At 36.6% G+C, this 24,907-nt stretch carries 19 protein-coding genes and 1 pseudogene; 13 read left to right on the forward strand and 7 right to left on the reverse strand.

Translation table 11 applies throughout. From position 1 onward, the window contains the following. Nucleotides 1–80: 80 nt before the first annotated feature. A complete protein-coding gene (gene gdhA / locus M4I44_RS03315) occupies nucleotides 81–1,424 on the reverse strand; it encodes an NADP-specific glutamate dehydrogenase (protein ID WP_249967406.1) in 1,344 nt (447 codons plus the stop codon). Between the two features lie 281 nt (nucleotides 1,425–1,705). On the opposite strand from gdhA, the gene M4I44_RS03320 reads away from it, so the two are divergent. Further along, nucleotides 1,706–2,491, forward strand: coding sequence for a hypothetical protein (locus tag M4I44_RS03320; protein WP_017497672.1), 786 nt, complete (start codon nucleotides 1,706–1,708; stop codon nucleotides 2,489–2,491). 62 nt (nucleotides 2,492–2,553) lie between these two features. Here the strand turns inward: M4I44_RS03320 and M4I44_RS03325 are convergent, their stop codons facing one another. Next, complete coding sequence (locus M4I44_RS03325; protein ID WP_017497463.1) at nucleotides 2,554–3,696, reverse strand: cystathionine gamma-synthase; 1,143 nt, start codon at nucleotides 3,694–3,696, stop codon at nucleotides 2,554–2,556. Between the two features lie 105 nt (nucleotides 3,697–3,801). On the opposite strand from M4I44_RS03325, the gene M4I44_RS03330 reads away from it, so the two are divergent. After that, a complete protein-coding gene (locus M4I44_RS03330; protein ID WP_249966514.1) occupies nucleotides 3,802–4,545 on the forward strand; it encodes a DUF3298 and DUF4163 domain-containing protein in 744 nt (247 codons plus the stop codon). 65 nt (nucleotides 4,546–4,610) lie between these two features. On the opposite strand, the gene M4I44_RS03335 is transcribed toward M4I44_RS03330, so the two are convergent. From M4I44_RS03335 to M4I44_RS03345, 3 genes are all read right to left on the reverse strand, one after another. After that, nucleotides 4,611–5,762, reverse strand: a complete 1,152-nt coding sequence (locus M4I44_RS03335; protein WP_017497461.1) for an ATP-binding protein — start codon at nucleotides 5,760–5,762, stop codon at nucleotides 4,611–4,613. Between the two features lie 227 nt (nucleotides 5,763–5,989). Further along, complete coding sequence (locus M4I44_RS03340; protein WP_249966515.1) at nucleotides 5,990–6,745, reverse strand: SDR family NAD(P)-dependent oxidoreductase; 756 nt, start codon at nucleotides 6,743–6,745, stop codon at nucleotides 5,990–5,992. Between the two features lie 119 nt (nucleotides 6,746–6,864). Beyond that, complete coding sequence (locus M4I44_RS03345; RefSeq protein WP_017497459.1) at nucleotides 6,865–7,737, reverse strand: aldo/keto reductase family oxidoreductase; 873 nt, start codon at nucleotides 7,735–7,737, stop codon at nucleotides 6,865–6,867. 212 nt (nucleotides 7,738–7,949) lie between these two features. Between M4I44_RS03345 and M4I44_RS03350 the strand changes: the two genes are divergently transcribed. From M4I44_RS03350 to M4I44_RS03385, 8 genes are all read left to right on the forward strand, one after another. Continuing rightward, complete coding sequence (locus M4I44_RS03350) at nucleotides 7,950–8,954, forward strand: MoxR family ATPase (protein WP_017497457.1); 1,005 nt, start codon at nucleotides 7,950–7,952, stop codon at nucleotides 8,952–8,954. An 80-nt stretch (nucleotides 8,955–9,034) separates the two neighbouring features. After that, on the forward strand, nucleotides 9,035–9,898 hold the full coding sequence (locus tag M4I44_RS03355; RefSeq protein ID WP_017497456.1) for a DUF58 domain-containing protein: 864 nt from the start codon (nucleotides 9,035–9,037) through the stop codon (nucleotides 9,896–9,898). 163 nt (nucleotides 9,899–10,061) lie between these two features. Then, the gene (locus tag M4I44_RS03360; RefSeq protein ID WP_070906411.1) at nucleotides 10,062–11,696 is read left to right on the forward strand and encodes a hypothetical protein; all 1,635 of its coding nucleotides are present in this window, start codon (nucleotides 10,062–10,064) and stop codon (nucleotides 11,694–11,696) included. After that, nucleotides 11,696–12,697, forward strand: coding sequence for a VWA domain-containing protein (locus M4I44_RS03365; RefSeq protein WP_017497454.1), 1,002 nt, complete (start codon nucleotides 11,696–11,698; stop codon nucleotides 12,695–12,697). The genes M4I44_RS03360 and M4I44_RS03365 overlap by 1 nt, the downstream gene beginning before the upstream one ends. 153 nt (nucleotides 12,698–12,850) lie before the next feature. Then, nucleotides 12,851–13,885, forward strand: a complete 1,035-nt coding sequence (locus M4I44_RS03370; RefSeq protein ID WP_017497453.1) for a VWA domain-containing protein — start codon at nucleotides 12,851–12,853, stop codon at nucleotides 13,883–13,885. A 42-nt stretch (nucleotides 13,886–13,927) separates the two neighbouring features. Further along, on the forward strand, nucleotides 13,928–14,701 hold the full coding sequence (locus M4I44_RS03375; protein WP_026110087.1) for a tetratricopeptide repeat protein: 774 nt from the start codon (nucleotides 13,928–13,930) through the stop codon (nucleotides 14,699–14,701). Between the two features lie 120 nt (nucleotides 14,702–14,821). Then, nucleotides 14,822–16,576: a BatD family protein gene (locus M4I44_RS03380; protein WP_249966516.1), complete on the forward strand. Its 1,755-nt coding sequence runs from the start codon at nucleotides 14,822–14,824 to the stop codon at nucleotides 16,574–16,576. A gap of 134 nt (nucleotides 16,577–16,710) precedes the next feature. Beyond that, on the forward strand, nucleotides 16,711–17,379 hold the full coding sequence (locus M4I44_RS03385) for a tetratricopeptide repeat protein (protein ID WP_249967407.1): 669 nt from the start codon (nucleotides 16,711–16,713) through the stop codon (nucleotides 17,377–17,379). Between the two features lie 168 nt (nucleotides 17,380–17,547). On the opposite strand, the gene M4I44_RS03390 is transcribed toward M4I44_RS03385, so the two are convergent. After that, nucleotides 17,548–18,117 (reverse strand): 5-formyltetrahydrofolate cyclo-ligase, encoded by a 570-nt coding sequence (locus M4I44_RS03390; RefSeq protein WP_249966517.1) that lies wholly within the window; start codon nucleotides 18,115–18,117, stop codon nucleotides 17,548–17,550. Beyond that, the gene (locus M4I44_RS03395) at nucleotides 18,104–19,084 is read right to left on the reverse strand and encodes a succinylglutamate desuccinylase/aspartoacylase family protein (RefSeq protein ID WP_249966518.1); all 981 of its coding nucleotides are present in this window, start codon (nucleotides 19,082–19,084) and stop codon (nucleotides 18,104–18,106) included. The genes M4I44_RS03390 and M4I44_RS03395 overlap by 14 nt, the downstream gene beginning before the upstream one ends. 133 nt (nucleotides 19,085–19,217) lie before the next feature. Here M4I44_RS03395 and uvrC point away from each other — a divergent pair. The 3 genes and pseudogenes from uvrC to M4I44_RS03410 all read left to right on the forward strand — a co-directional run bounded on the left by uvrC (nucleotide 19,218) and on the right by M4I44_RS03410 (nucleotide 24,854). Then, nucleotides 19,218–21,013 (forward strand): annotated as a pseudogene (gene uvrC, locus M4I44_RS03400) (excinuclease ABC subunit UvrC). Nucleotides 21,014–21,021: 8 nt separating this feature from the next. Then, nucleotides 21,022–23,379, forward strand: coding sequence for a patatin-like phospholipase family protein (locus M4I44_RS03405; protein ID WP_017497446.1), 2,358 nt, complete (start codon nucleotides 21,022–21,024; stop codon nucleotides 23,377–23,379). Nucleotides 23,380–23,696: 317 nt separating this feature from the next. Then, nucleotides 23,697–24,854, forward strand: coding sequence for a homogentisate 1,2-dioxygenase (locus M4I44_RS03410; RefSeq protein WP_089077449.1), 1,158 nt, complete (start codon nucleotides 23,697–23,699; stop codon nucleotides 24,852–24,854). The last annotated feature ends 53 nt before the right edge of the window (nucleotides 24,855–24,907 follow it).

The following is a 24,907-nucleotide window of genomic DNA, read 5'->3' on the forward strand; positions in this document are numbered from 1 at the left end:
GTTCTCCTGCAAATAAAAAATGCCTCCGATTTGTCTTAAAAAAAGACAAATGGAGGCACTAAAAAACTATAACTAAAAAATTATACTACACCCTGAGCAAGCATAGCATCGGCAACTTTAACAAATCCTGCAATGTTAGCTCCTTTTACGTAGTCAACATAACCTGATTTATCCGAACCGTATTTTACACATGAAGCATGAATTGCTAACATGATTCCTTTTAATCTTTCGTCAACTTCTTCAGAAGACCAGCTTAAACGCAATGAGTTTTGCGACATTTCAAGACCTGAAGTTGCAACACCACCAGCATTAGAAGCTTTTCCTGGAGCGAATAAAATTTTAGCATCAAGGAAAACAGTAACTGCCTCTGGTGTAGATGGCATATTTGCTCCTTCTGCAACAGCAATACAACCGTTAGCAACTAAAACCTTAGCTTCATCACCATTCAATTCGTTTTGAGTTGCACATGGTAATGCTACATCACATTTAACTTCCCATGGACGTTTTCCTTCTACATATTTCGCATTTGGATATTTCGCCACATACTCACTAATTCTTCCTCTAAGCTCATTTTTCAGCTCCATTACGAAAGCTAATTTTTCAGCATCGATTCCGTCTGCATCATAAATATATCCTGCAGAATCTGACAATGTAACTACTTTTGCTCCTAATTGAGTTGCTTTTTCAGTTGCGTACTGTGCTACGTTTCCAGAACCTGAAACAGCAACAACTTTCCCTTTAAAGTCATCTCCTTTAGTTGCCAACATACTTTGAGCAAAATAAACTGCTCCGTAACCTGTAGCCTCAGGACGAATTAATGATCCTCCGAAAGAAATTCCTTTCCCAGTTAAAACTCCGGTGAATTCATTTCTTAATCTTTTGTATTGACCAAACATATATCCTACTTCTCTACCACCTACTCCGATATCTCCGGCAGGAACGTCAGTATCAGCTCCGATATGTTTTGAAAGTTCCGTCATAAAACTTTGACAGAATTTCATGATTTCATTATCTGATTTTCCTTTTGGATCAAAATCAGATCCTCCTTTACCACCACCCATTGGCAATGTTGTTAAACTATTTTTGAAAGTCTGCTCGAAAGCCAAAAACTTCAAAATACTTAAGTTAACAGAAGGATGAAAACGCAAACCACCTTTGTAAGGTCCGATTGCTGAGTTCATCTGGATACGATATCCTTTATTAACCTGGATTTCTCCTTTGTCATTTAACCAGTTCACTCTAAACAAGATAACACGTTCAGGCTCTACCATACGCTCTAAAAGCATTTTGTTCTGGTATTTTTTATTTTCTTCAATAAAAGGAATTACCGTTTCGGCAACTTCTAAAACTGCTTGTAAAAACTCTGATTCATTCGGGTTTTTTTGACTAACCGAATCCATAAAAGCGGTAATACTTTGTGACATGATTATTAGATTATTAACATTTAAGAAAACGTTTTCGTTATTTACGACAAAGGTAATCGAAAATGACATTTATTGAATATTTTTTTACGATTCTCTTAAACTTTTATTCATTATCCACTAAATCAAGAAAAAAGATATTTTAGGTTTTGCTTTTTAAAGTAAATTACTACCGATATATCTAATATTTTAATATTTTTAATAAATATTCATCAATACAGCTCTTTATACTTCTTAGTTCCTCCTCTTTTTATATATTTGCCGGGATTTGAAAGCCCAAACCTATGCTCAAACCTATAATACTCACGTTATTTGCCTTTCTGGGCATCTCAACAGTATCAACCGCACAATCAAGACTGGCTCACGAAGTTGGTTTAATATTCGGCCCTGTAACTTTTCAGTCTGATTTTGGAGAAAGAAACGACCTGGACACTAATCTTGGAAATACAGGATTTGGAGTTGGATTGGTTCACTTTATCAATTTTTCCACCAACAGTAACAGAGAACGATTCTTTTCGGAACATTTCAAAGTGAGAACAGAACTTTCATTCAATAGTACCAAACTGAATCATTTTGGAAAATGGATCGAGAAAAAACCTGAAACACTAGGCGTTAGACAACTTAAAGCCATGCAAGGAAAATCGACTGTAATAAGTCTTGGATCCCAACTGGAGTTTTCTCCCCTGAAAATACATTATTATGAAAATTCCGTAGGTGCTTTCAGTCCTTATGTCAGTTTAGGTTTCTTGGTAAGTTATTATACTACAGAAGTTAGTTCGAGTCTTGGCAAGTTGGGAAGTCCCGAAGCTACATTTCCTAAGTACCAGACTCCTTCAGATGGTCGACAATATGGCTTTTCGAGTGAAAATGGCATTGTTTTGTCGGGTACTGCCGGAATAGGTGTTCATTATAAATTAAATGAAATGAGCGATTTAATGCTTGAAGGTCGTTTTCAGGCTTTTAGCTCCGACTGGGTAGACGGTCTAAATCCGAATAAGAAAATTTACAAAGAAAATAAATCAAACGACGCTCAGATTTGGTTTAATATAGGATATATTCAATACTTATAATTTTATAAATCCCAAATTCCAAAATAATACAAATTGGAATTTGGGATTTTTTTATGCTTTTTTTATGCTAAAGCCTGCTCTAAGTCGGCAATTAAGTCTTCGGCATCTTCAATACCAACGCTCAATCGAACTAGGTCATCGGTAATACCCACTTCGGCTCTTTTATCTGCCGGGATCGATGCGTGTGTCATCAAAGCCGGATGATTGGCCAAAGATTCAACTCCACCTAAAGACTCCGCCAAAGTAAAAACTTTCAGCTTCTCTAAAAAGGCAATCGAATCTTCTTTTTTCCCTGATTTAAAAGTAAAAGATACCATTCCTCCAAAAGCTTTCATTTGCTTTTTGGCAATTTCATGAAAAGGATGGCTCTCTAAGCCTGGATAATAAACCGTATCGATCTTAGGGTGCTTACTTAAATATTGAACCACTTTTTCTCCGTTTTCACAATGTCTCTGTACTCTTAACGAAAGTGTTTTGATGCCTCTTAAAACCAGGAAACTGTCCATTGGCCCTAATGTCGCTCCGGTCGCAAATTGCTGAAAATGCAGCTGATCTCCTAAAGCTTCATCTTTTACAATTAAAGCACCCGCAATTACATCTGAGTGTCCTCCTAAATATTTTGTTGCAGAGTGCATTACGATATCAGCACCCAAATCAAGAGGTTTTTGCAAGTAAGGAGTAGCAAATGTATTATCGACAGCAAATAAAATATTATTGGCTTTCGTAATTTTGGCTACTTCCTGAATGTCTGCTAATTTCATCAACGGATTAGTTGGCGTCTCCACCCAGATCAGTTTCGTATTTTCATTGATTAATGATTTCAGTTTTTCGATATCTGTCATATCCACAAAGTGAAACTTAATTCCTGAATCTTTATATATTCTGGAGAACATTCTGTACGTTCCTCCATACAAGTCATCCATTGCGATAATCTCATCACCGGCTTTAAACGATCTCAAAATACAATCAGTTGCTGCCAAGCCTGATGAAAAAGCCAATCCACGAGTACCATTTTCAATACTGGCCAAAGCATTTTCTAAAGCTGTACGCGTTGGGTTTGAAGCACGACTATACTCATAATCCGCTAAAGGCTTACCCGGACTGGTTTGTATAAAAGTTGAAGTTTGATACACCGGAGGCATAACTGCTCCTGTAGCCGGATCATGATGCTGACCCCCATGTATTACTTTAGTATTGAATTTCATATGTTTATAAATTTTAAATCCTTAATTCTGCTACAAATTTACCGTTTAATTTATTTTAATCCTGACACAACTTCTTACCTTTGTATATAATTAACACTTTTTGACATGAAACATTATCCTTTTATACTCTTTTTGCTTTTAACGTTTGTAAGCTGCAGCAAAGAACTTTCATTTGAAAATGAGTCATTTGAAAAAGAATCTACAATCCCCTGCGAAAAGGACTGCCCCAAAATAACGATCGACGTTCCTATTGCAAAAAATATTCCTGTTGTTGCCGACAGTATTAATAAAAAAGTTTTCTCTGTGATAAAAGAGATCGTCTATTTTGAAGAAGATCCCAAAAAAGCGAACGAATACAAATCTTTGGCAGCCTCTTTTATAGCTTCTTATGAAGAAATGCACAAAAAATTCCCAACAGAAACTTTCGGATGGGAAGCGACCGTAAAAGGGAATGTCGAATTTGAATCTGATGAGATTATCAATATTAAAATTGATCATTATACTTTTACCGGAGGTGCACACGGTTATCAGGGATATCGCTCCTTACTGTTTCATTCCAAAACCGGAAAAACAATTTTCATCGATCAGATCTTTAAAAACGAAAAAGAATTTATGGCTTATGCCGAAAAAGAATTCCGCAAAAAATATAAAATCCCTGAAAAATCAAATATCAATGCAACTGGTCTAATGTTTGAAAATGACAAATTCCATCTGCCACAGAACATTTTTTATACGAAAGACGGATTGCTCTTATATTACAACTCCTACGAAGCCGCTTCTTATGCCGACGGGCCTAAAGAGCTATTGTTTCCGTATGATGAAGTCCGCAAGTATTTAAAGTACCAATAATTTTAAGCCAAAGCCGCATAACCTAAAAAACCTTAGAATCTCAGAACCTTAGCAACTCAGAACCTCTATTTAGCCCCTTCCTGAACATCGTATTTCATCTTACGCAAAACTCGAAGCGCCTCTTTAAAGGACAGGTAAATATTCCCAAAAGGCTTTAAAAGCAGTTTGGCATCAATCAATTTTTGTTTGGCATCTTCAAAACCATTCAGATGACAGATCATAAAAGTAGAAGGAAGATTTTCCAGATCTTTTAATTCACGCTCTGACAAAGCGATGCCTTTCTGAAGTTTTTGGAGTAGTGCGATATTTGAATTGTAAATATGGTACAACATTTTCCGATTGAATTCCGGGGGCTGAAAAAGCATTTCATTTTCAATTTTATAATAACCGTTGTCAAAAAAATGAATGGTTTGCTTCTCCAACGGATAATAACTGGTCTTGTCATTTAACCCCAACGGAACATATTCTGTTATGGTAAAACTATCTTCATCATAAACAATCGTAACCACATCCTGAGCAGAATAAAAAAGCTTAATCTGTTCGTTTATCAACTCAATATCAACGCGGGATAAGAAGGTTTTATCTCTTGATTTTTTAGGAACTCCCGCCCAGCAGATCACAAATAATTCTTTAAAAACATGGTACTTAGGCGACATGTCTTTGTGTCTGAAATTCATAAAATCAATTACCCCGTCAAGTGTGTACTGAATACTGTTTCTTGAGCTGTTTTCGATCCCGATGACCGTTTCTGTATTTTGATAGTTCTTTTCTACCTCGCCTTCAACAGGAACAGAATTACTTCCGCGCCGCATAAAAACACTATTGGCAAGAATGGTATGAATTCCTTTTTTAAAATATGAGATTTTACTTTTGGGTTTAATGGTCACCAATCCTATTACTTTATCTTTTGGAAGATTGGGAAATGGTACATTCTCGTATTGAATTTTAGGCGGATTTTCTAAAAAGGCATTCACGAGATTCTGAATTCGACTATCATCAAAAAAATCATCTCCAACAATCTCGTTGTCGTGATCTTCCACCCCCACCACGATATAAGAATTATTGGTCGGGTTTGAATTGGATAAGGCACAGATATGTTTCAGGAATTTCCCTTTTCCTTCCCGCGAATGCAGATTCAGTTGCCTTTTCTTATCATAAAAACTGCTCTCGTCGTTATGAGCGAGCAGGTTTTTTATCAAAAGGCGTTTGTTGATCATTTTTTTTTAGATTATTAGATTATCCGATTTTTAGATTGTTGGATAATTGCTTAGTCTAAAGATCTAAAAATCCAACAATCTTAGAAGCCGAAATTGCTAAACTTCTCAGACCACTAAATTAATCTAAAAATTTAAGAAGTTCGTCAACTCTATTTTAAGATTACTGACTAAGTGTTTAAAAAACCTGAGAAGTCTACGTTAATCTAAAGATCTAAGAATCCAACAATCTAAGAATCTCTCTTAACAATTGTCGACGAGGCTTGTGCCGTACTCATGACCACTAAATCAGCAATATTAACGTGATACGGTCTTGAAACTACAAAATGAATAATATCTGCAATATCTTCTGCTTGTAGCGGATCGAAACCTTTGTATACATTTGAAGCTCTCTCAGTATCTCCTTTAAAACGTACTTCACTAAATTCGGTTGCGACCATACCGGGATGAATTCCTCCAACTCTAATTCCGAAAGGATTTAAGTCGATTCGCATTCCGGCAGTGATGGCATCAACGGCATGTTTACTTCCGCAATACACATTTCCGTTCGGATATACTTCTTTTGCAGCTGTTGAACCAATGTTTATAATATGACCTGATTTTTTGGCTGTCATTTTCGGAATCACCGCTTTTGAAACATACAAAAGTCCTTTTACATTGATGTCAATCATAGCATCCCAATCGTCTAAATCACCGGTTTGAATCGGGTCTAAACCATGAGCATTTCCGGCATTATTAATCAAAACATCAATATCTGAAAAGGATGCAGGAAGAGAAGCAATTTTTTCAAGAACATCCTTTTTATCCCGAACATCAAATGCTAAAGAATGTACTGTTGTAAACTCAGAAAGTTCTTTTTCAAGTTCGCTTAGACGGTCGATACGTCTTCCGCAAAGGATCACTTTAAAATTGTTTTTGGCCAGTATTTGTGCGGTTGCTTTTCCAATTCCGCTTGTGGCTCCAGTAATTAAAACTGTCTTTTTCATTGTATATTTTTATTTTTTTGCCACAGATTAATCAATCATCTCTAATCCGTTAATCTGTGGCAAAATATTTTTAGCATTTTCCCTGAATACTCAAATCTGAATACGGAACACTTAAAAACTTAAGCAACATCGTCGCCCATGCTTTCTGTCCAGATCGCAAACCAGTCTTCTTTATCCATTTCCAATTCTACTGCTTTCATCAACGACTGAATTCTGGCAATATTAACAGTTCCCGCAATCGGAATTACCTTAGCAGGATGTTTTAAAATCCAGGCCAGTAAAAGGGTATCCGAACCAAATCCGTATTTCTTCACTAAATCCGAAAACAGCTTTTTCAAACGACGTGTTTTTTTAGTGTCTTCTCTAAAAACCGTTCCAAGCGGATTCCATGACAACGGACGAATCCCATGAGTTTGCATATAATCGAAACTTCCGTCAACCATCGGTTCGAAATTCGTTGCCGAAAATTGCACCTGGTTATAGCTCACTTCGGTTTTCTGACGAATCAATTCGGTTTGAGAGCTCGTAAAATTCGAAAGTCCGAAATCAATAATTTTCCCTTCTGATTTTAACTTTTCAACAGCTTCCGCAATTTCATCGGCCTGCATCAACGGACTAGGTCTGTGCAGTAAAAAAACGTCCACATAATCTGTTTTTAGTTTCTTTAGTGACTCTTCAACAGACCACACAATATATTCTTTAGAGTAGTCGTAATGTTTGATTGTATTTTTGCGGCTTTCGGCAATCATCTGAATACCGCATTTGGTGATTAATTGTAATTTTTCACGTGAAATTTTACTGGCCTGAAATGCTTTTCCAAAATCAGCTTCAGTAGTATAAGCTCCGTAAATATCAGCGTGATCAAAAGTAGTAATTTTGTTTTCGATACAGATCTGTATCATGTTTTCCATTTCTTTAAGCGTTAGGTTTTTATCCCATACACCCCAATTCATAGTGCCCGAAATAATAGGCGATAATGTTGTTTTACTCATGGTTTTATTGCGTTATTTTTGGTAATAAATATGCTTTTCTGAAGCATAATCACCAAAGTTCTTAAAAATATAAAAATAGATTCCCAATTCGTCCTTAAAATTAGGTCTTTGGTCGAAGTTTTAACCATTTTTTAACATCTTACTTCTCAAAAAATATTCAATTTGCACTCTCAAAAGTTAGGCATAAAAATCAAGGTTTTAAAAATATTTATATGGAAGAAAATACAACGACTTTAGACATTAGAGCGATAAATGAGAAAATTGAAAGAGAAAGTGCTTTTATAGACCTTCTTACAATGGAAATGAACAAAGTTATTGTGGGCCAAAAACATATGGTCGAGCGTTTACTAATCGGACTTTTAGGACAAGGGCACATTTTGCTTGAAGGTGTTCCGGGATTAGCCAAAACTTTAGCGATTAATACTTTGTCGCAAGCAGTTCAGGGATCGTTCAGCCGTATCCAGTTTACTCCTGACTTATTACCTGCCGATGTTATTGGAACAATGATTTACAACATCAAAGCCAACGAATTCTCCATTAAAAAAGGGCCAATCTTCGCTAATTTCGTTCTTGCCGATGAGATTAACCGTGCTCCGGCGAAAGTACAATCGGCACTTTTAGAGGCCATGCAGGAAAAGCAGGTTACCATTGGCGACACCACTTTCAAATTAGATCGTCCGTTTTTAGTACTTGCTACCCAAAACCCGGTGGAGCAGGAAGGAACTTACCAGCTTCCTGAAGCGCAGGTCGATCGTTTTATGCTTAAAACTGTAATTGATTATCCAAAAATTGACGAAGAGCGTTTCGTAATTCGTCAAAACTTAAAAGGAAGTTACGAAAAAGTAAATCCTGTAGTTTCTGTAGAGCAAATCTTGCGTGCGCAAGAAGCTGTTCGTGAAGTTTACATGGACGAAAAAATAGAAAAATACATCTTAGATATCATCTTTGCTACCCGTTATCCGGAAAAATACAAGCTTGCCGACTTAAAACCTCTTATCAGCTTTGGAGCATCACCACGTGGAAGTATCAATTTAGCTAACGCAGCAAAATGTTATGCTTTCATCAAACGTCGTGGTTATGTAATTCCTGAAGATGTTCGTGCAGTTGTACACGATGTTCTGCGTCACAGAGTTGGTATCACTTATGAGGCTGAAGCCGAAAACATTACTTCTGTAGACATTATCAACAAAATCGTAAACGAGATTGAGGTACCTTAAAAATTTGTTTCAAGTTTCAGGTTTCAGGTTGTTGCAAGACTAACTTGAAACTTTTAAACTTTAAACTTTAAACAAATAAAATGGATACAAAAGAGCTTTTAAAAAAAGTACGGAAAATAGAAATCAAAACCAAAAGACTGAGTAATCATATCTTTTCGGGAGAATACCACTCTTCCTTTAAAGGACGAGGAATGACTTTTAGTGAAGTACGCCAATACCAATATGGCGATGATATTCGTAACATCGATTGGAATGTAACGGCGCGCTACAACGAAGCTCACGTAAAAGTTTTTGAAGAAGAGCGTGAGCTAACCATGGTTTTAATGGTAGACATCTCGGGCTCTGAAGGTTTTGGCTCAAAAAGTCAGTTTAAAAAAGACATCGTCACCGAAATTGCGGCAACGATGGCTTTTTCGGCTACACAAAATAATGATAAAATTGGTTTAATATTATTCTCTGACAATGTAGAGTTGTATATTCCCCCAAAAAAAGGACGTTCTCATGTACTCCGAATCATTCGTGAGTTAATTGAATTTGAACCAAAGAGTCACAAAACCGATATTTCGCAAGCTTTGAAATTCCTGTCCGGAACACAAAAAAAGAAAGCAATCGTTTTTATGATTTCCGATTTCATGGCCGAAAATTATGAGCAGACTTTAAAAATTGCTTCTAAAAAACATGATATCACCGGTGTTCGTGTGTACGATATCCGTGAGGAAAAAATTCCGAATTTAGGAATGGTAAGTATGCTGGATGCTGAAACAGGGAAAATTCAATTGGTAAATACCGGCTCAAAAACAGTACGACTGAATTACGAAAAACACTATCAGGACAGAGTAAATTATTTCAAGGATATTTTTAGTAAATCCGGAGCTGGTGTCGTAAATACAAGAGTCGACGAAAATTACGTGACCAAATTATTAGGTTATTTCAAATCAAGATAATTTAGATTGTCAGACTTCTTAGAATATTAGACTTCTTAGATTGTCAGACTGTTAGACTATACGAATTATAGAATCTTTAGATAAAAAATCCGTTTAAATCTGTGTCATCCGTGTTCCATTTTTAAGCATTCATTTTAGACCAAAATCTGAAATCAAAAACCAAATGAAATTAAAATTTTACATATTTTTATTTTTACTTTCCTCAGCTGTTTTTGCGCAACAAAAACAAGTTGAGACAAGTATTGATACTACAAAAAATAAAATTGGTGCCGAATTTAAACTAACTCTTAAAACAGTTGTAAGTTCAAAATCTAAGGTTGTTTTTCCCAAACTAAAAAACATTGGTCCTTTAGAGGTTATTCAATCCTATCCTATTGACACTGTCAAGAAAAATGACACTTACGAACTGATTAAAAAATACGGATTAACCCAATTTGATTCCGGAAAATATACCATTCCGTCTATTAAAATTTTAATTGACAAGAAACCATACGCAACAGATTCTATTCGCGTTGAAGTAGCCAATGTAAAAGTCGATACGTTACAGCAAAAAATGTACGACATCAAGGACATTACAGCTGCTGACAATTCGATTGGTGACTGGTGGATTTATGTTTTGATTCTGATTCTAATTCTTGCCATCGGAGCGTTTGTTTATTGGTATGTTAAGAAACATCAAAAGAAAAAGATAGAAGAGGAAGTTTACAAAACTCCTATCGAAAAAGCGACAAGTTTATTGAACAATCTGGAGCAGAAAGAACTGGTACAAAAAGGAGAAATTAAAGAATACTATAGTGAATTGACGGATATTGCCCGAAACTACATCGAGGAGGCAATTCATATTCCGGCAATGGAAAGCACCACTTCTGAATTGATTCAAGCCATCAGAACTGCTTCTACCAAAAAGAAGATGACTTTAACACCGGAAACCGTTGAAAACTTAGAACGTGTTTTACGCCAGGCGGATTTAGTGAAATTTGCAAAATCCAAACCCTTAGAGTTTGAAATCACAGAAGACCGAAATAAAATTCAGAAAGTAATCCTGACACTTGATAATGCTATTCCAACCGAAGTTCCGGCAGAAGAAGAGGATCAATTGCTGAACGAAGCACAAAAACAAAAACAGATAAAACTTCAGTTGTTAAAGAAACGCAACAAACGTATTGCGATCTCAGTAGGATCTGTTTTATTTTTACTGATTGCCACTACCGCCTTCTTTATCGTTACAAAAGGTTTTAACTATGTAAAAGATAATGTAATCGGACATCCTTCAAAAGAATTATTAGAAGGTGAATGGGTAAAAAGTGAGTACGGAAATCCGGGCATCCTGATTGAAACCCCAAAAGTTTTAAAACGTATGGATACTCAAAAAGTCCTTCCGAAAGAAACCATGGCCCTAATCAAAGAAATGCAGCTTTTCGCCTACGGAAGCATGGTTGGAAACTTCTACGTAACCGTTTCTACCAGCAAGTTTAAGAATCCTGTAGAGCTTGACTTAGCCAAAGCATTAGAAGGTTCTTTGAAAGTTATTGAAGCTCAGGGCGGACAAAATATTATTGTGAAACAAGAAGATTTTCAAACCAATGAAGGCGTTCAGGGACTAAAAGGATACGGAACCATGACCGTTTTCAATCCTATTGACAAAACAAGTACAAAAGCATATTATGAACTTTTACTTTTTAAACAAGATCAGGGATTACAACAGATCTTGATTTTACACGAAGAAGGAGATACCTATGCCAATGATATTACAACCAGAATATTAAATTCTGTAGAACTTAGAAAAGCGAGTAACTAATGGATAAGATAACTTTTTTAAATCCGGAATTTTTTTGGTTGTTTCTGTTAATCCCAATTGCGATCGCTTGGTTTTTCTGGAAACGCAACCAGCAATCGGCGACTTTAAAAATGAGTTCAACTCAGGGTTTCAAAAACAGCGAATCGCTATTGACCAAATTAAAACCTTGTTTGTATGTTTTCAGGATTATCGCTTTAAGCTCTTTAATTATTGCCTTAGCGAGACCAAGAACAGTAGACATCAGCAATCAGACCAAAACCACGAAAGGAATTGATATCGTAATGGCAATTGACGTTTCGGGAAGTATGCTTGCCAAAGATTTAAAGCCAAATCGTATGGAAGCTTTAAAAAGAGTGGCGGCAGATTTTGTTGGAGAAAGACCTAACGACAGAATCGGATTGGTTTTATATGCCTCAGAAGCTTATACCAAAACTCCCGTTACAAGTGATAAAGCCATTATCTTAGAAGCTATAAAAGGAATCAAATACGATACAGTTCTGCAAGACGGAACGGGAATTGGAATGGGATTGGCAACCGCTGTAAATCGTTTAAAAGACAGTAAAGCAAAAAGCCGTGTGATTATTTTGATGACTGATGGAGTGAACAATGCCGGTTTTATTGAGCCTGAAACTGCTTCTGACATTGCGAAACAATACGGAATAAAGGTGTACACTATTGGAATTGGGACCAACGGAATGGCTCCGTCCCCATACGCATATGCACCAAACGGAGGTTTCCTGTTTAAAATGCAAAAAGTAGAAATCGACGAGCAATTGATGAAAAGTATCGCCCGTAAAACAGACGGAACTTACTTCAGAGCTACCAGTAACGATCGATTAGCCGAAATATACAGTGCCATCAATAAACTCGAAACTACCGAAATACAGGAACTAAAATTCTACGATTACGACGAAAAGTACCGAGTATTTGTTTTACTTGCCGCCTTTTTGTTAGTATTGGAAGTAGGATTAAGAAATACAGTTTACAGAAGCTTCATTTAATTTTGAAAAAATTATAAAATTCCAATAATAAAATTCCAAATAACAAATTGGAATTTAGGAATTTTTAAAATTGGAATTTAAAAAAGAATAGCTTTTAGCGCAACAACAAAAATTGGAATTTGGAATTTAGATTCTTGGAATTTTAGAAATTATATGGAATTAGACGAAAAAAAATATTTATACCTTTTATTCTTACTCCCGATTGTGGCGTGTATTTTTCTTTTCAATATGTATTGGAAAAAGAAAAAACAGCGTGAATTTGGTGATCTTGAAATGGTAAAAAGACTTAGCCCGGAACGCTCTGTTTTTAAACCTGTCCTAAAATTATCGGTATTGCTTTTGGCACTTGCCTGTTTAATTATCGGATTGGTAAATCCGAAGATTGGGACTAAAATGGAAACCGTAAAACGGGAAGGAATCGATATTGTTTTTGCCGTTGACGTTTCAAAAAGTATGCTTGCCGAAGATGTGGCACCAAGCCGTTTAGAGAAAAGTAAACAGCTGGTTTCTCAAATCATCAACAATTTAGGAAGTGACCGTATCGGGATCGTAGCCTATGCCGGAAGCGCCTTTCCGGTTTTACCGATTACTTCCGATTATAGTGTTGCCAAAATGTTCCTGCAAAGCATGACTCCTGATATGGTTTCTTCACAAGGAACTTCTTTGGATGAGGCCATCAGACTTTCTTCTACTTATTTTGACGAAAAAAGCAAAACCAGTAAATTACTGATTCTGATTTCTGACGGAGAAGACCACTCTGAAGGTGCTACCGCTGCTGCAGAAGAAGCCAATAAAATGGGAATGAAAATTATTACCATTGGTGTTGGAACTGAAAAAGGAGGCACCATTCCATTAAAAGAAAATGGCGTAGTCAGAGGTTATCAAAAAGACCAAAACGGGCAAACCGTTACCACAAAATTAAATCAGGAAGATTTAAAAAATATTGCAAAAGCGACCAAAGGTGGTTATGTTTACGGCGGAAATACCAAAGAAGTGCTGGAATACATCAAGAATGCCTTAAATAACATTCAGAAAACAGAATTCGAAGCAACTCAAATGGCCGATTTTCAATCGCAATTTCAGTGGTTCATCGGATTTGCTTTTCTGTTGTTGTTTTTAGACATTTTCCTTTTGGAAAGAAAAACAAACTGGATTAAAGAGTTGAATTTATTTAACGAAAAGAAATAATTGTTTCCCATAAAACCGGAAACAAAACATAAAAAAATTAGAATGAAAAATTTACTTCTTTATATTTTACTCACATTTTCTTTAGCAGTTTCTGCTCAGGAGAAAGACAAGACATTGCCCGAGGCTAATGAAGAATATAAGCAGAATAAATTTACGGACGCAGAAGCCAATTACAGAATTTCAGAATCAAAATTCCCAAAACGTACTGCTGCTCCTTATAATCTGGGAAACACTATATACAAACAGAATCAGGTTTCTGAGGCTAAGTTTGCTTATGCTAAAGCGATAAAAAATGCTAAAGCAAGACCTGATAAACACAAGGCATTTCACAATTTAGGGAATGTTTTTATGAAAGAGAAAAATTATACACAGGCCGTTGAAGCTTACAAAGAAGCTTTGCGTAACGACCCTACCGATGATGAGACTCGTTACAATTATGCTTTGGCCAAACAGAAACTAAAAGAAAATCCTCCGAAAAACGACAAAAACAAAGACAAGGATAAAGATAAAAAGAACGACAAAAAAGACGATCAGAAAAAAGACGGCGACAACAAAGACAAAAAGGACGGAAAAGACGATCAGAAAAAAGACGACAAAGGCGATAAAGACAAGGATAAAAAAGACGGTAAAAACGACCCTAAGAAAGATGACAAATCAGACAACAAAGGGGAGCCAAAACCAATGCCTGGAGGTATATCTAAAGAAAGAGTTCAGAATTTGCTGGATGCCGTGAACAACGAAGAAAAGAAAATTCAGGACAAAGTCAACGCCCAAAAAGTAAAAGGTAACCCGAAAAAAACAGAAAAAGACTGGTAGGATTCTTAGGTTAACCGTTTATTCGTTTAACTGTTAATTCGGACAAACAGCAAAACTGTAGAAAAACGATTAAACAAATTACCAATTAAACGATTCAACATAAAAAAGATTAAACAAGTAATGAAAAGATATTTAATTCTATTACTATTCACTTTTCAGGGGCTTATGGCTCAAGTTCAATTTGAAGCCAAAGTAAGCAAGAATACGCTTGGAGTAAATGAAAGGCTTCGTATTGACTTCATCATGAATGTTGATGGGGACAACTTTGACCAGCCTTCTTTTGATGGTTTTAAAATTGTAGCCGGACCAAGCCAGCAAATAAGTCAATCCTGGATTAATGGAAGAAGTTCTTTTCAAAAAATCTATTCCTATATCTTACAGCCGGATCACAAAGGGACTGTAACAATCAAACAAGCCGCTATTGAATACAATGGTCAGATCTACAAAACCGCACCTTTAAAAATTGTGGTAACTAATGCCGTTGCACAGGAAAGAGACCCAAATGACAGACCTCAAGGATCAAGTACAGGTGATGAAATGCTACACCTCGTGGCCGAAATTTCAAAAACAAATCCGTATTTGAATGAACCGATAACTGTTGTTTACAAACTGTATTTCAACTATATCAATGTAACCGGGTTCAAAGAGTTGGCTAAACCTAAATACAACGACTTCTGGAATCAGAATATCGACATCAAACAACTTGCTGTTGAACAGGGAAGTTATCAAGGGCAAAGATGTTATTATGTAGTCTTGAAAAAGACCATTCTATACCCACAAAAATCAGGCAGACTTACTATTGAACCACTTTCACTGGATATAGGCGTACAATTGCCTACCAACCGCCGTGATATGTTTGGTCAGATGATTGTAAGCGACGACAATAAAGTGGTTTCGGCCGGAGCCAAAACAATCAACGTACGACCTTTACCGGAAGCTACCAAACCTGAAGGTTTTGGCGGCGCTGTAGGTAAATTTAATTTTACGGTTACCCCTTCTAAAACAACCTTGAAAAGCGGAGAAAGTCTTGATTTGTTTGTGAGTGCAGCCGGAAACGGAAACATGAAATTGTTTACTTTGCCAAAACCTGTCGTTCCTAATGCTTTAGAAATGTATGATCCGGTTCACGATGAGAAAGTAACCACGTCACTTTCAGGAATGTCCGGAAAAATAAGCGACAAATACACCATTATTCCGCAATACAAAGGAAAATATGCAATCAAGCCCATGCAGTTTTCTTATTTTGATTTGAGCACAGGTTCATACAAAACGATCACTTCACAGGAAATCATGATTGACGTTTTAGACGGTCCAATGCCATCTGCAGCGAATACCCCTGCACATGCAGCTACAAATACAATTGCAAAAGCAGAACAGTTTAAGTACATCAAACCTAAAACAACTTTAGTTTCGATCGCTAAAAATGATTTTTACGGTTCTAATTTATATTACGCGTTATTGTTCCTGCCTTTCGTAATTCTGCCAATCATTATTCTGGCTAAGAAACGAAAAGAAGCAATTGACGGCGACGTTACCGGAAACCGTATTAAAATGAACAATAAGCTGGCGAAAAAATATCTATCGGAAGCTAAAAAACAACTTAATAACAAAGAACTGTTTTATATTGCGCTGGAAAAAGCAATGCACAATTTCCTAAAAGCGAAACTGCATATCGAGACCTCAGAAATGAGTAAAGATAATATTAGCGACTTGCTGCTGTCCAGAAATGCCAATCCGGAATCGGTTCAAAGTTTTATCAATCTGACTGAAAACTGTGAATTTGCGAGATATGCTCCGGCATCAAGCACATCAATCCAACAGGATTTTGATAAAGCTGTTCTGATCATTTCGGACTTAGAGAAACAAATCGTTTAAACTTAAAAAATCAAACTCGACAGGTTTTAAAAACCTCTCGGGTTTAACTACAGTAAAATGAAAAACATAGTATATCTTTTTTACTAATCACTCAGGTTTTCTTTGCTCAAAGCAGCTTTGAAAAAGGAAATGCGCTGTATCAAAAAGGGCAATATCAGCAAGCAGTTGATGTTTATGAAAGTATTATCAAAGAAGACAAACAGCAATCGGCAGAATTGTATTTTAATTTAGGGAACAGTTACTACAAATTAAACAAAGTAGCTCCTTCGATATATAATTATGAAAAGGCACTGGTTTTAAAACCACATGATTCGGAGACCTTAAACAACTTAAAATTTGCCAAAAAGCTAACCATCGATGAAATTAAAGAAGTCCCAAAAGTAGGTTTTGCAAAACTGATTCAGAATTTTACCGGAATCTTCGATTACAACACCTGGGCAATAATTTCTATCGCAATCGCATTTGCTTTCTTGCTAACTTTTATCGGATATTATTTCTCACAGCTTACTCTGTCGAAAAGAATTTATTTCATTGGAATGTTTGTTCTTTTGATCGCTTTACTTTTAAGTGTTTCAGCGGGAATGTCTGAAAAAAATCATTTTAGCAACGACCGTCCTGCAATTGTTTTTGCCGAATTAAGTGAAGTTCGCAGCGAACCTCAAAAAGCAGGTTCTGCAATTATTTTACTGCACGAAGGAGCCAAAGTATATGTTTTGGAAACTGTTGGAGGCTGGAAAAAAATAGAATTAACTGATGGAACGGAAGGCTGGATTGATGCCTCGACCATTCGGGAAGTAAAATAAATCTTCAAAAAATCAAGTAAAAAAATCCCAAATACCAGTTTTAAAATGGTGTTTGGGATTTTTTGTATGGGTATCAATCACTTCGAAATCGTATCGATGCTATAAGCAAACTTAAATCTAAGACTGCCAAGCCATTAAATTTACTTATGGCAAATTCTTAATTTACAATCAAAAAGTATAGGTTTTTAAGGGCGTCACACAGTAATCCAGCTTCACATCTGATTCAAAAACATCCTCGATCTGATTTTCAGCTTCAAAGAAAGAAAGGCCAATCTTAATCGTTTCGGGTTTGCATTCTGATAAGAATTTATCATAAAACCCTTTTCCGTATCCTACCCGATTTCCAAAAACATCAAAAACTAAAAGCGGTACAAAAACGACCTCTATAGTTTCAGAAGGAACTTGCAAACCATTTACCGGTTCAGGAATATTGTATTCGTTCTTTCTGATTTTGGTATTATCGGTCAACAAAAAATGCGTCATACCGCGAGTCTCAAAATCACTTTTTGAAACTACTATTTCTTTATCTTTTCCGGAAAGCAAATGCAATACGTATTCTGTATTTACTTCTCGCTGTTCTTCAATCGGAAGAAAAACATGATAATAGGTTTTATCCCAAATAGACAATTGGATTAAATTATTGGCAATAGCCAGACTTTTCTCTTCGATATCATTTTCTGAAAGTTCTTTGCGAAGATTTTTATAGTGTAATCGTAATTCTTTTTTATTCGTCGGCATACTCGTCTCTGTTTTTAGACATGTGGTAAATCGCATCTCCTTCGTACACGATCGGCGAGTGATTGGCATTGATCACAAATCCGTCATGCGGCGCTTTTACTTTTTGTTCAAATTTACCAAACGGATCGGTAATAATGGCTAAGATAGTCCCTTTCGTTACAAAACGTCCAATCCTGTTATAATCATGCAGCAGACCCGAGCATTTCGCACGCAGCCAAACCGAATTTTTAATGTAGATGGAAGGATCTTCTGCGGTTTCGACAAGATGTTTAGGATCCAGCATATTCAGATAATTCAGTAAACGCTTCACCCCCATTACCCCTTCATTCGCCACTGTATCATTAATATCCAGAGATTTTCCACCCTCAAAAAGCAGCATTTTTATATTAGCCTTTTCACAGGTAGTGCGAAATGAACCGCTAATATTTTTAGAATACAAGGTAAAAGGCGCATTGAAGACATCGGCAAGTTCTTTCAGTTCCGGGTTGTTCTCCGTAATCCTGATTTGCGGAACATTAAACCGGCTCGCTCCCCCGGCATGAAAATCAACTGCATAATCAATAATCGGCAAAATTTCTGCTACGATATGATAAGCGAAACGGCTTGCCAAAGATCCTTTTTTACTCCCCGGGAAAACGCGGTTTAAGTCACGCCCGTCCGGAAATTCTCTGGATTTATTTACAAAACCGTAAATATTGATAATAGGAATGCAAATAATGGTTCCTTTAACGGGACGGTTGATTTTTTTGCTGATAAGCTGTCGGACTATTTCAACTCCATTGATCTCGTCACCGTGGATTCCTGCCGAAAATAAAACGACCGGGCCTTCCATTTTTGAACGGCGTACTATAACCGGAATATTCAATTTTGTAGTAGTATGCAGACGTGCAATTTCAACGTTTATTGTTTTACTCTCTCCCGGCAGAATTGCTTCTCCAAAAATAATCAGGGGTTTACTGTTTTTCATGTAGAATTATAAAATCTAAATATAGAAATTATTCTTTTGATTTCGTAAATTTGAAACTAAATCAATGTTAAGGTTTTTAATACCTCAAAAGGTTTTTTAAAAGTACAACAGCTATCTTCAGAAACAAAACAGAATGCACAAACCATCATCCTTAGATCTTCAAATCCTAACCTTGCCTGACAATCCGGGTGTGTATCAGTATTATGACAAAGACGGGAAGATTTTATATGTGGGAAAAGCTAAGAACCTAAAAAAAAGAGTCTCCTCTTACTTCAATAAAATACACGATACTGCCAAAACCAATGTTTTGGTGAAGAAAATTGTCACCATAAAACACATCGTAGTTCCCACAGAAACCGATGCGCTTTTATTAGAGAACAATTTAATTAAAACACTGCAACCGCGTTATAATGTTTTGCTGCGCGACGACAAAAGCTATCCGTGGCTCTGTATTAAAAAGAACCCTTTCCCAGAATATTTTCTACCCGAAGAATGGTCAAAGACGGTTCTGAATATTTTGGTCCTTACACCAGTTTCAAAACAGTACATACTATTTTAGATCTAATCAAAGAATTATACCCTTTGAGAACTTGTAACTTTGATTTGAGTCCATCCAATATTGATTCCGGAAAATTTAAAGTCTGTCTGGAATATCACATCGGTAACTGTAAAGGACCTTGTGAAGGACTTGAATCTCTGGAAGACTACCAAAGACAGGTGGATGCGATCCGAGAAATTCTAAAAGGGAATTTCAAAGAAAGCATGAAAGACTTCAAACGACTGATGACCCAATATGCGAAAGATTTGCGTTTTGAAGAAGCTCAGAAAATAAAAGAAAAAATCGAAATTCTCGAGAATTACCAGTCGCGATCCACCATTGTCAATCCGAAGATTACAAACATTGATGTTTTCTCGATTGTTTCTGATGAAACGGCAGCTTATGTTAACTTCCTTCAAATCTCACACGGATCCATTATCCGTTCGCATACTTTAGAAATGAAGAAAAAGCTGGAAGAGACGGATGAGGAATTATTAGAACTTGCGATTATAGAATTACGCGAACGCTTTCAATTATTGTCTAAAGAAATCATCGTTCCGTTTGAAATTGATTTGGGTGAAAACATCAAAACTACTGTTCCTCAATTAGGAGATAAAAAACAAATATTAGAACTGTCTATTCGGAACGCGAAATTTTACCGAATCGAACAGCTCAAACAATTACAGATTGTAGACCCTGACCGACACACCAACCGGATCATGGCACAAATGCAAAAGGACCTGCGATTGCCTGTTGAACCCCGTCACATTGAGTGTTTTGACAACTCGAATATTCAGGGAACAAATCCCGTAGCCGCCTGTGTGGTTTTTAAAGACGGGAAGCCTAGCAAAAAAGACTATCGTCATTTTAACGTGAAAACCGTTGAAGGTCCTGACGATTTTGCCTCGATGACCGAAATTGTCTACCGACGTTACAAAAGATTACTGGATGAAAACGAACCATTGCCACAATTAATCATCATTGACGGAGGAAAAGGGCAGCTTTCTGCGGCATTAAAAAGTATCGACGCCCTCGAACTGCGTGGAAAAATTGCGATCATCGGGATTGCGAAACGTCTCGAGGAATTATTTTACCCCGGAGATTCGATTCCGTTGTATCTCGATAAAAAATCCGAAACCTTAAAAGTGATTCAGCAATTGCGAAATGAGGCGCACCGATTTGGAATCACTTTTCACAGAGACAAACGAAGCAAAGCCGCACTTAACTCCTCAGTAGAAAGCATACCCGGCATTGGCGAAAAAACAATGCTTACGTTAATACAACATTTCAAAAGTGTTAAAAGATTGAAGCTGGCTACCGAAAAAGAAATATCTGATGTAATAGGGGTTTCAAAAGCCAAAAAAATTGTCGACTTTTACAAAACCAACTAGTTATCTTCATGCGTACAGATCAACTGCCCCACAAAAATACCACATCGAAACCTTTTTTTTCTCCACCGAAAAAAGATGTTTCTAAAGTCGTTCACTTCTTTCTAAAAGGAAAGTTTCTTTGTAGTTCGCAGTTGTCTGTTTCGGTCTGGAGCACAACACTATTACTTTTTATGGTGTTGCTTCTAAATCCGCAAAAAACATTTTCACAGGAGCAGAAAAAAGACACCCTGAAAAGACCTAAAATCGGATTGGTTTTAAGTGGTGGAGGCGCGAAAGGTTTTGCACATATTGGAGTTTTAAAAGTTCTGGAAGAAGCCGGAATTAAAATCGACTATATCGGTGGTACCAGTATGGGATCTATAATCGGCGGACTTTATGCTTCCGGTTACAATGCCTCTCAAATTGATTCCATTTTCAAGAAAACCAACTTTGACGAACTCATCAACGATTACATACCGCGATCGTCCAAAAACTTCTATGGCAAAAAAAATGATGAGTTATATGCCATTGCATTGCCTTTTAGCAACTTCAGAATCGGGATTCCGGAAGCCCTTTCAAAAGGGATGTACAATTACAATTTATTAAGCGGTCTTACCCGAAATGTGCGTCATGTACGTGATTTCAATCAACTTCCCACTCCTTTTTTATGTATCGGAACTAATATTGAAACCGGAGAAGAAGTTTTACTAAACAAAGGAAACCTCGTTCAGGCTATGATGGCGAGTTCAGCATTCCCTTCCCTGTTCACCCCTGTTGAAATTGATGGAAATTTATTAGTAGATGGAGGCGTAGTCAACAACTATCCCATAAAAGAAGTTCGTAATCTGGGTGCTGATATTATTATTGGTGTCGATGTTCAGGACGATCTTATGAATCGTAAAAATCTGAAAAACGCGACCAAGATACTCGTACAGATTACCAATTTGCAGTCTATCGATAAGATGAAAAATAAAATCAAGGATACCGATGTTTATATCAAACCGGACATTCGCGATTATGGTGTAATTTCATTTGACAAAGGAGAAGAAATTATCCGAAAAGGAGAAGAAGCAGCTTTTGCGGTCTATGAAAGAATCAAATCTTTAACCGATGAAGCTCATTTTTATAAAAAACCCAAACTAAAAATCGCCAGTGACACACTGCAAATCAAAGAGATAAACAGTGAAAACCTTGAGAATTACACAAAAGAATACATTCGTGGAAAGCTGCGTTTTAAACCCGGAAGCACTATAACCTACAGCGATCTTAAAACCGGAATCAATAACCTGAATGCTACCCAGAACTTCAGTACCATTTCCTACTGTCTGCAGCCGGATGAGCAACAGGACGACCTTGATATAGTCTTAAAAGAAAATCCCACTCAGACTTTTTTAAAACTTGGTCTGCATTATGACGGGCTATACAAAAGTGGAATTCTGCTAAATCTTACCCACAAAAAGACCTTTTTAAAAAATGATGTTACCTCACTTGATGTTATCCTGGGAGATAACTTCAGGTACGACTTCAACTATTATATAGAAAACGGTTTTAATATCAGTTTTGGATTCCAGTCACGTTTGAATCAATTTAATCGGAATGTCACCACAAGTATAAATACCTTAACGGCACAGAATCCAAATGTGAATCTGATTAACGTTGACTTCTTAGACATTACCAATCAGGCCTATTTTCAAACCATCTTTGTACAAAAATTTTTAATGGGTGGGGGCTTTGAATACAAATACTTAAAAATAGATTCTCCAACACTTAACAATACAGTAAACACTATTGAAAAGAGCAGCTATCTTAGTCTTTTTGGTTATTTAAAATACGATTCATTCGACAGCAAAAGCTTCCCTCGCTCCGGTTGGTACTTCTCTACCGATTTACAAACCTACTTAGCATCGTCTGACTATACACGACAATTTAAACCATTCTCGATTGCAAAGGCCGAAATTGCTTTTGTAAAAACGTTCTTCAGAAAGGCTACTTTCAAAATTGATGCCGACGCAGGGTTTAACATTGGCAGCGACAGCGTTCCGTTTTTTGACTTTATACTCGGAGGATATGGCTATAGCAAAATCAACAACTTCAATTATTTCTATGGATACGATTTTCTAAGTATAGCCGGAAACAGCTTTATAAAAACGGGAATTACACTCGATTATGAAATTTTCAAAAAGAATCACGTAAATCTTTCTGCGAACTTTGCCAACTTGGGAGATGATATTTTTACGAAGGTAGACTGGATTTCAATGCCAAAATATACCGGATATGCTGTTGGTTATGGACTGGAAACTATCATTGGCCCAATCGAGATTAAACAATCCTGGTCTCCCGAAATGTCTAAAAGCTACACCTGGTTTAGTATCGGGTTTTTATTTTAGCAGTAAAGCAAAGAATAGTTCAACAAAATTGTACTATTTTTTTGCCCTTTAAAAATTATATCAAAAAAAATTAAAATAAATCATGTTTATAAATGATATAATTTATAATTTTACTCAGCAAAAATTACGACATTTGTTATAATGAAAACAAAATGGACAGGTTTATTAGAGTATCTTCAATTCCTCATCAAGAGAAATCCTGAGTGAAGCTATCGAATTGAGATAATTGGTCAATTTTAAGAAATTGAGCTGGTTATCTGTTCACACAATTCAAATTTTCAAATTATCTAATTTTAAAATTATCTAATAGAAAAGCCATGCCATTATATCACAAACTTGGAGACTTCCCTCAAAAGAGACACACACAATTCGAAAAACCTAACGGAGGTTTTTACTACGAGCAGTTATTCGGAACTGAAGGTTTTCACGGACACTCGTCATTATCTTATCATGTTCACAGACCCACTCAGGTAAAAGAAATTTTAAATTCCTATTCCGTTGAGCCAAAAATTGCCATCGGAAAAAATATAAAATCGTTACTTTTTAAAGGTTTTGAATTAAAACCTGAAAATGACTTTTTGGACAGCCGTAAAGCCATGATGGTTAATAAAGACTGTATCATTGGGCTGGCAGCTCCTAAAGAATCACTTAGAAATTATTTCTACAAAAATGCCGATGCCGATGAAATGCTTTTCATCCACAAAGGAAAAGGAAAATTAAGAACCATGTTAGGTAACATTCCGTTTGAATATGGTGACTATCTGATTATTCCTCGAGGCATTATTTACCAAATAGAATTCGAGACGGAAGAAAACCGACTTTTTTATGTCGAATCCTACTCTCCTTTTTATACCCCAAAACGTTATAAAAACCAATCAGGACAGCATTTAGAGCATTCCCCTTTTTGCGAACGCGACTTTATTTTGCCAAATGAACTGGAAACACATGACGAAAAAGGCGATTTTTTAATTAAAATCAAAAAAGAAGGCATGATTCACGAAGTGGTTTATGCTACACATCCATTTGATGTTGTGGGTTGGGACGGTTACAATTTCCCATACGGATTCTCGATTCATAATTTTGAGCCTATAACGGGACGTGTTCATCAACCGCCTCCGGTACACCAAACATTCGAAACGGCTACTTTTGTCGTTTGTTCTTTCTGCCCAAGACTTTACGATTATCATCCGAAAGCAATTCCAGCGCCTTACAATCACAGCAATATAGATTCTGATGAAGTTCTATATTATGTAGATGGTGACTTCATGAGCCGTAACAACATTGAGCAGGGTCATATCACTTTACACCCAAAAGGAATTCCACACGGTCCTGCGCCAGGTGCAATGGAGCGTAGCATTGGTCACACAGAAACACAGGAATTAGCCGTTATGGTTGATACTTTCCGTCCACTTATGGTTACAGAAGAAGCCATGGGTCTTGACGATGGTCAGTACTACAAATCCTGGACGGAGTAATTCCTCTTTCGATCTAACCGCAAAGTTCGCAAGGATTTTACGCGAAGATCGCT

Origin of the sequence: Flavobacterium sp. B183 (assembly GCF_023539155.1) — a bacterium.
In the GTDB taxonomy this organism is placed as follows: domain Bacteria; phylum Bacteroidota; class Bacteroidia; order Flavobacteriales; family Flavobacteriaceae; genus Flavobacterium; species Flavobacterium tructae.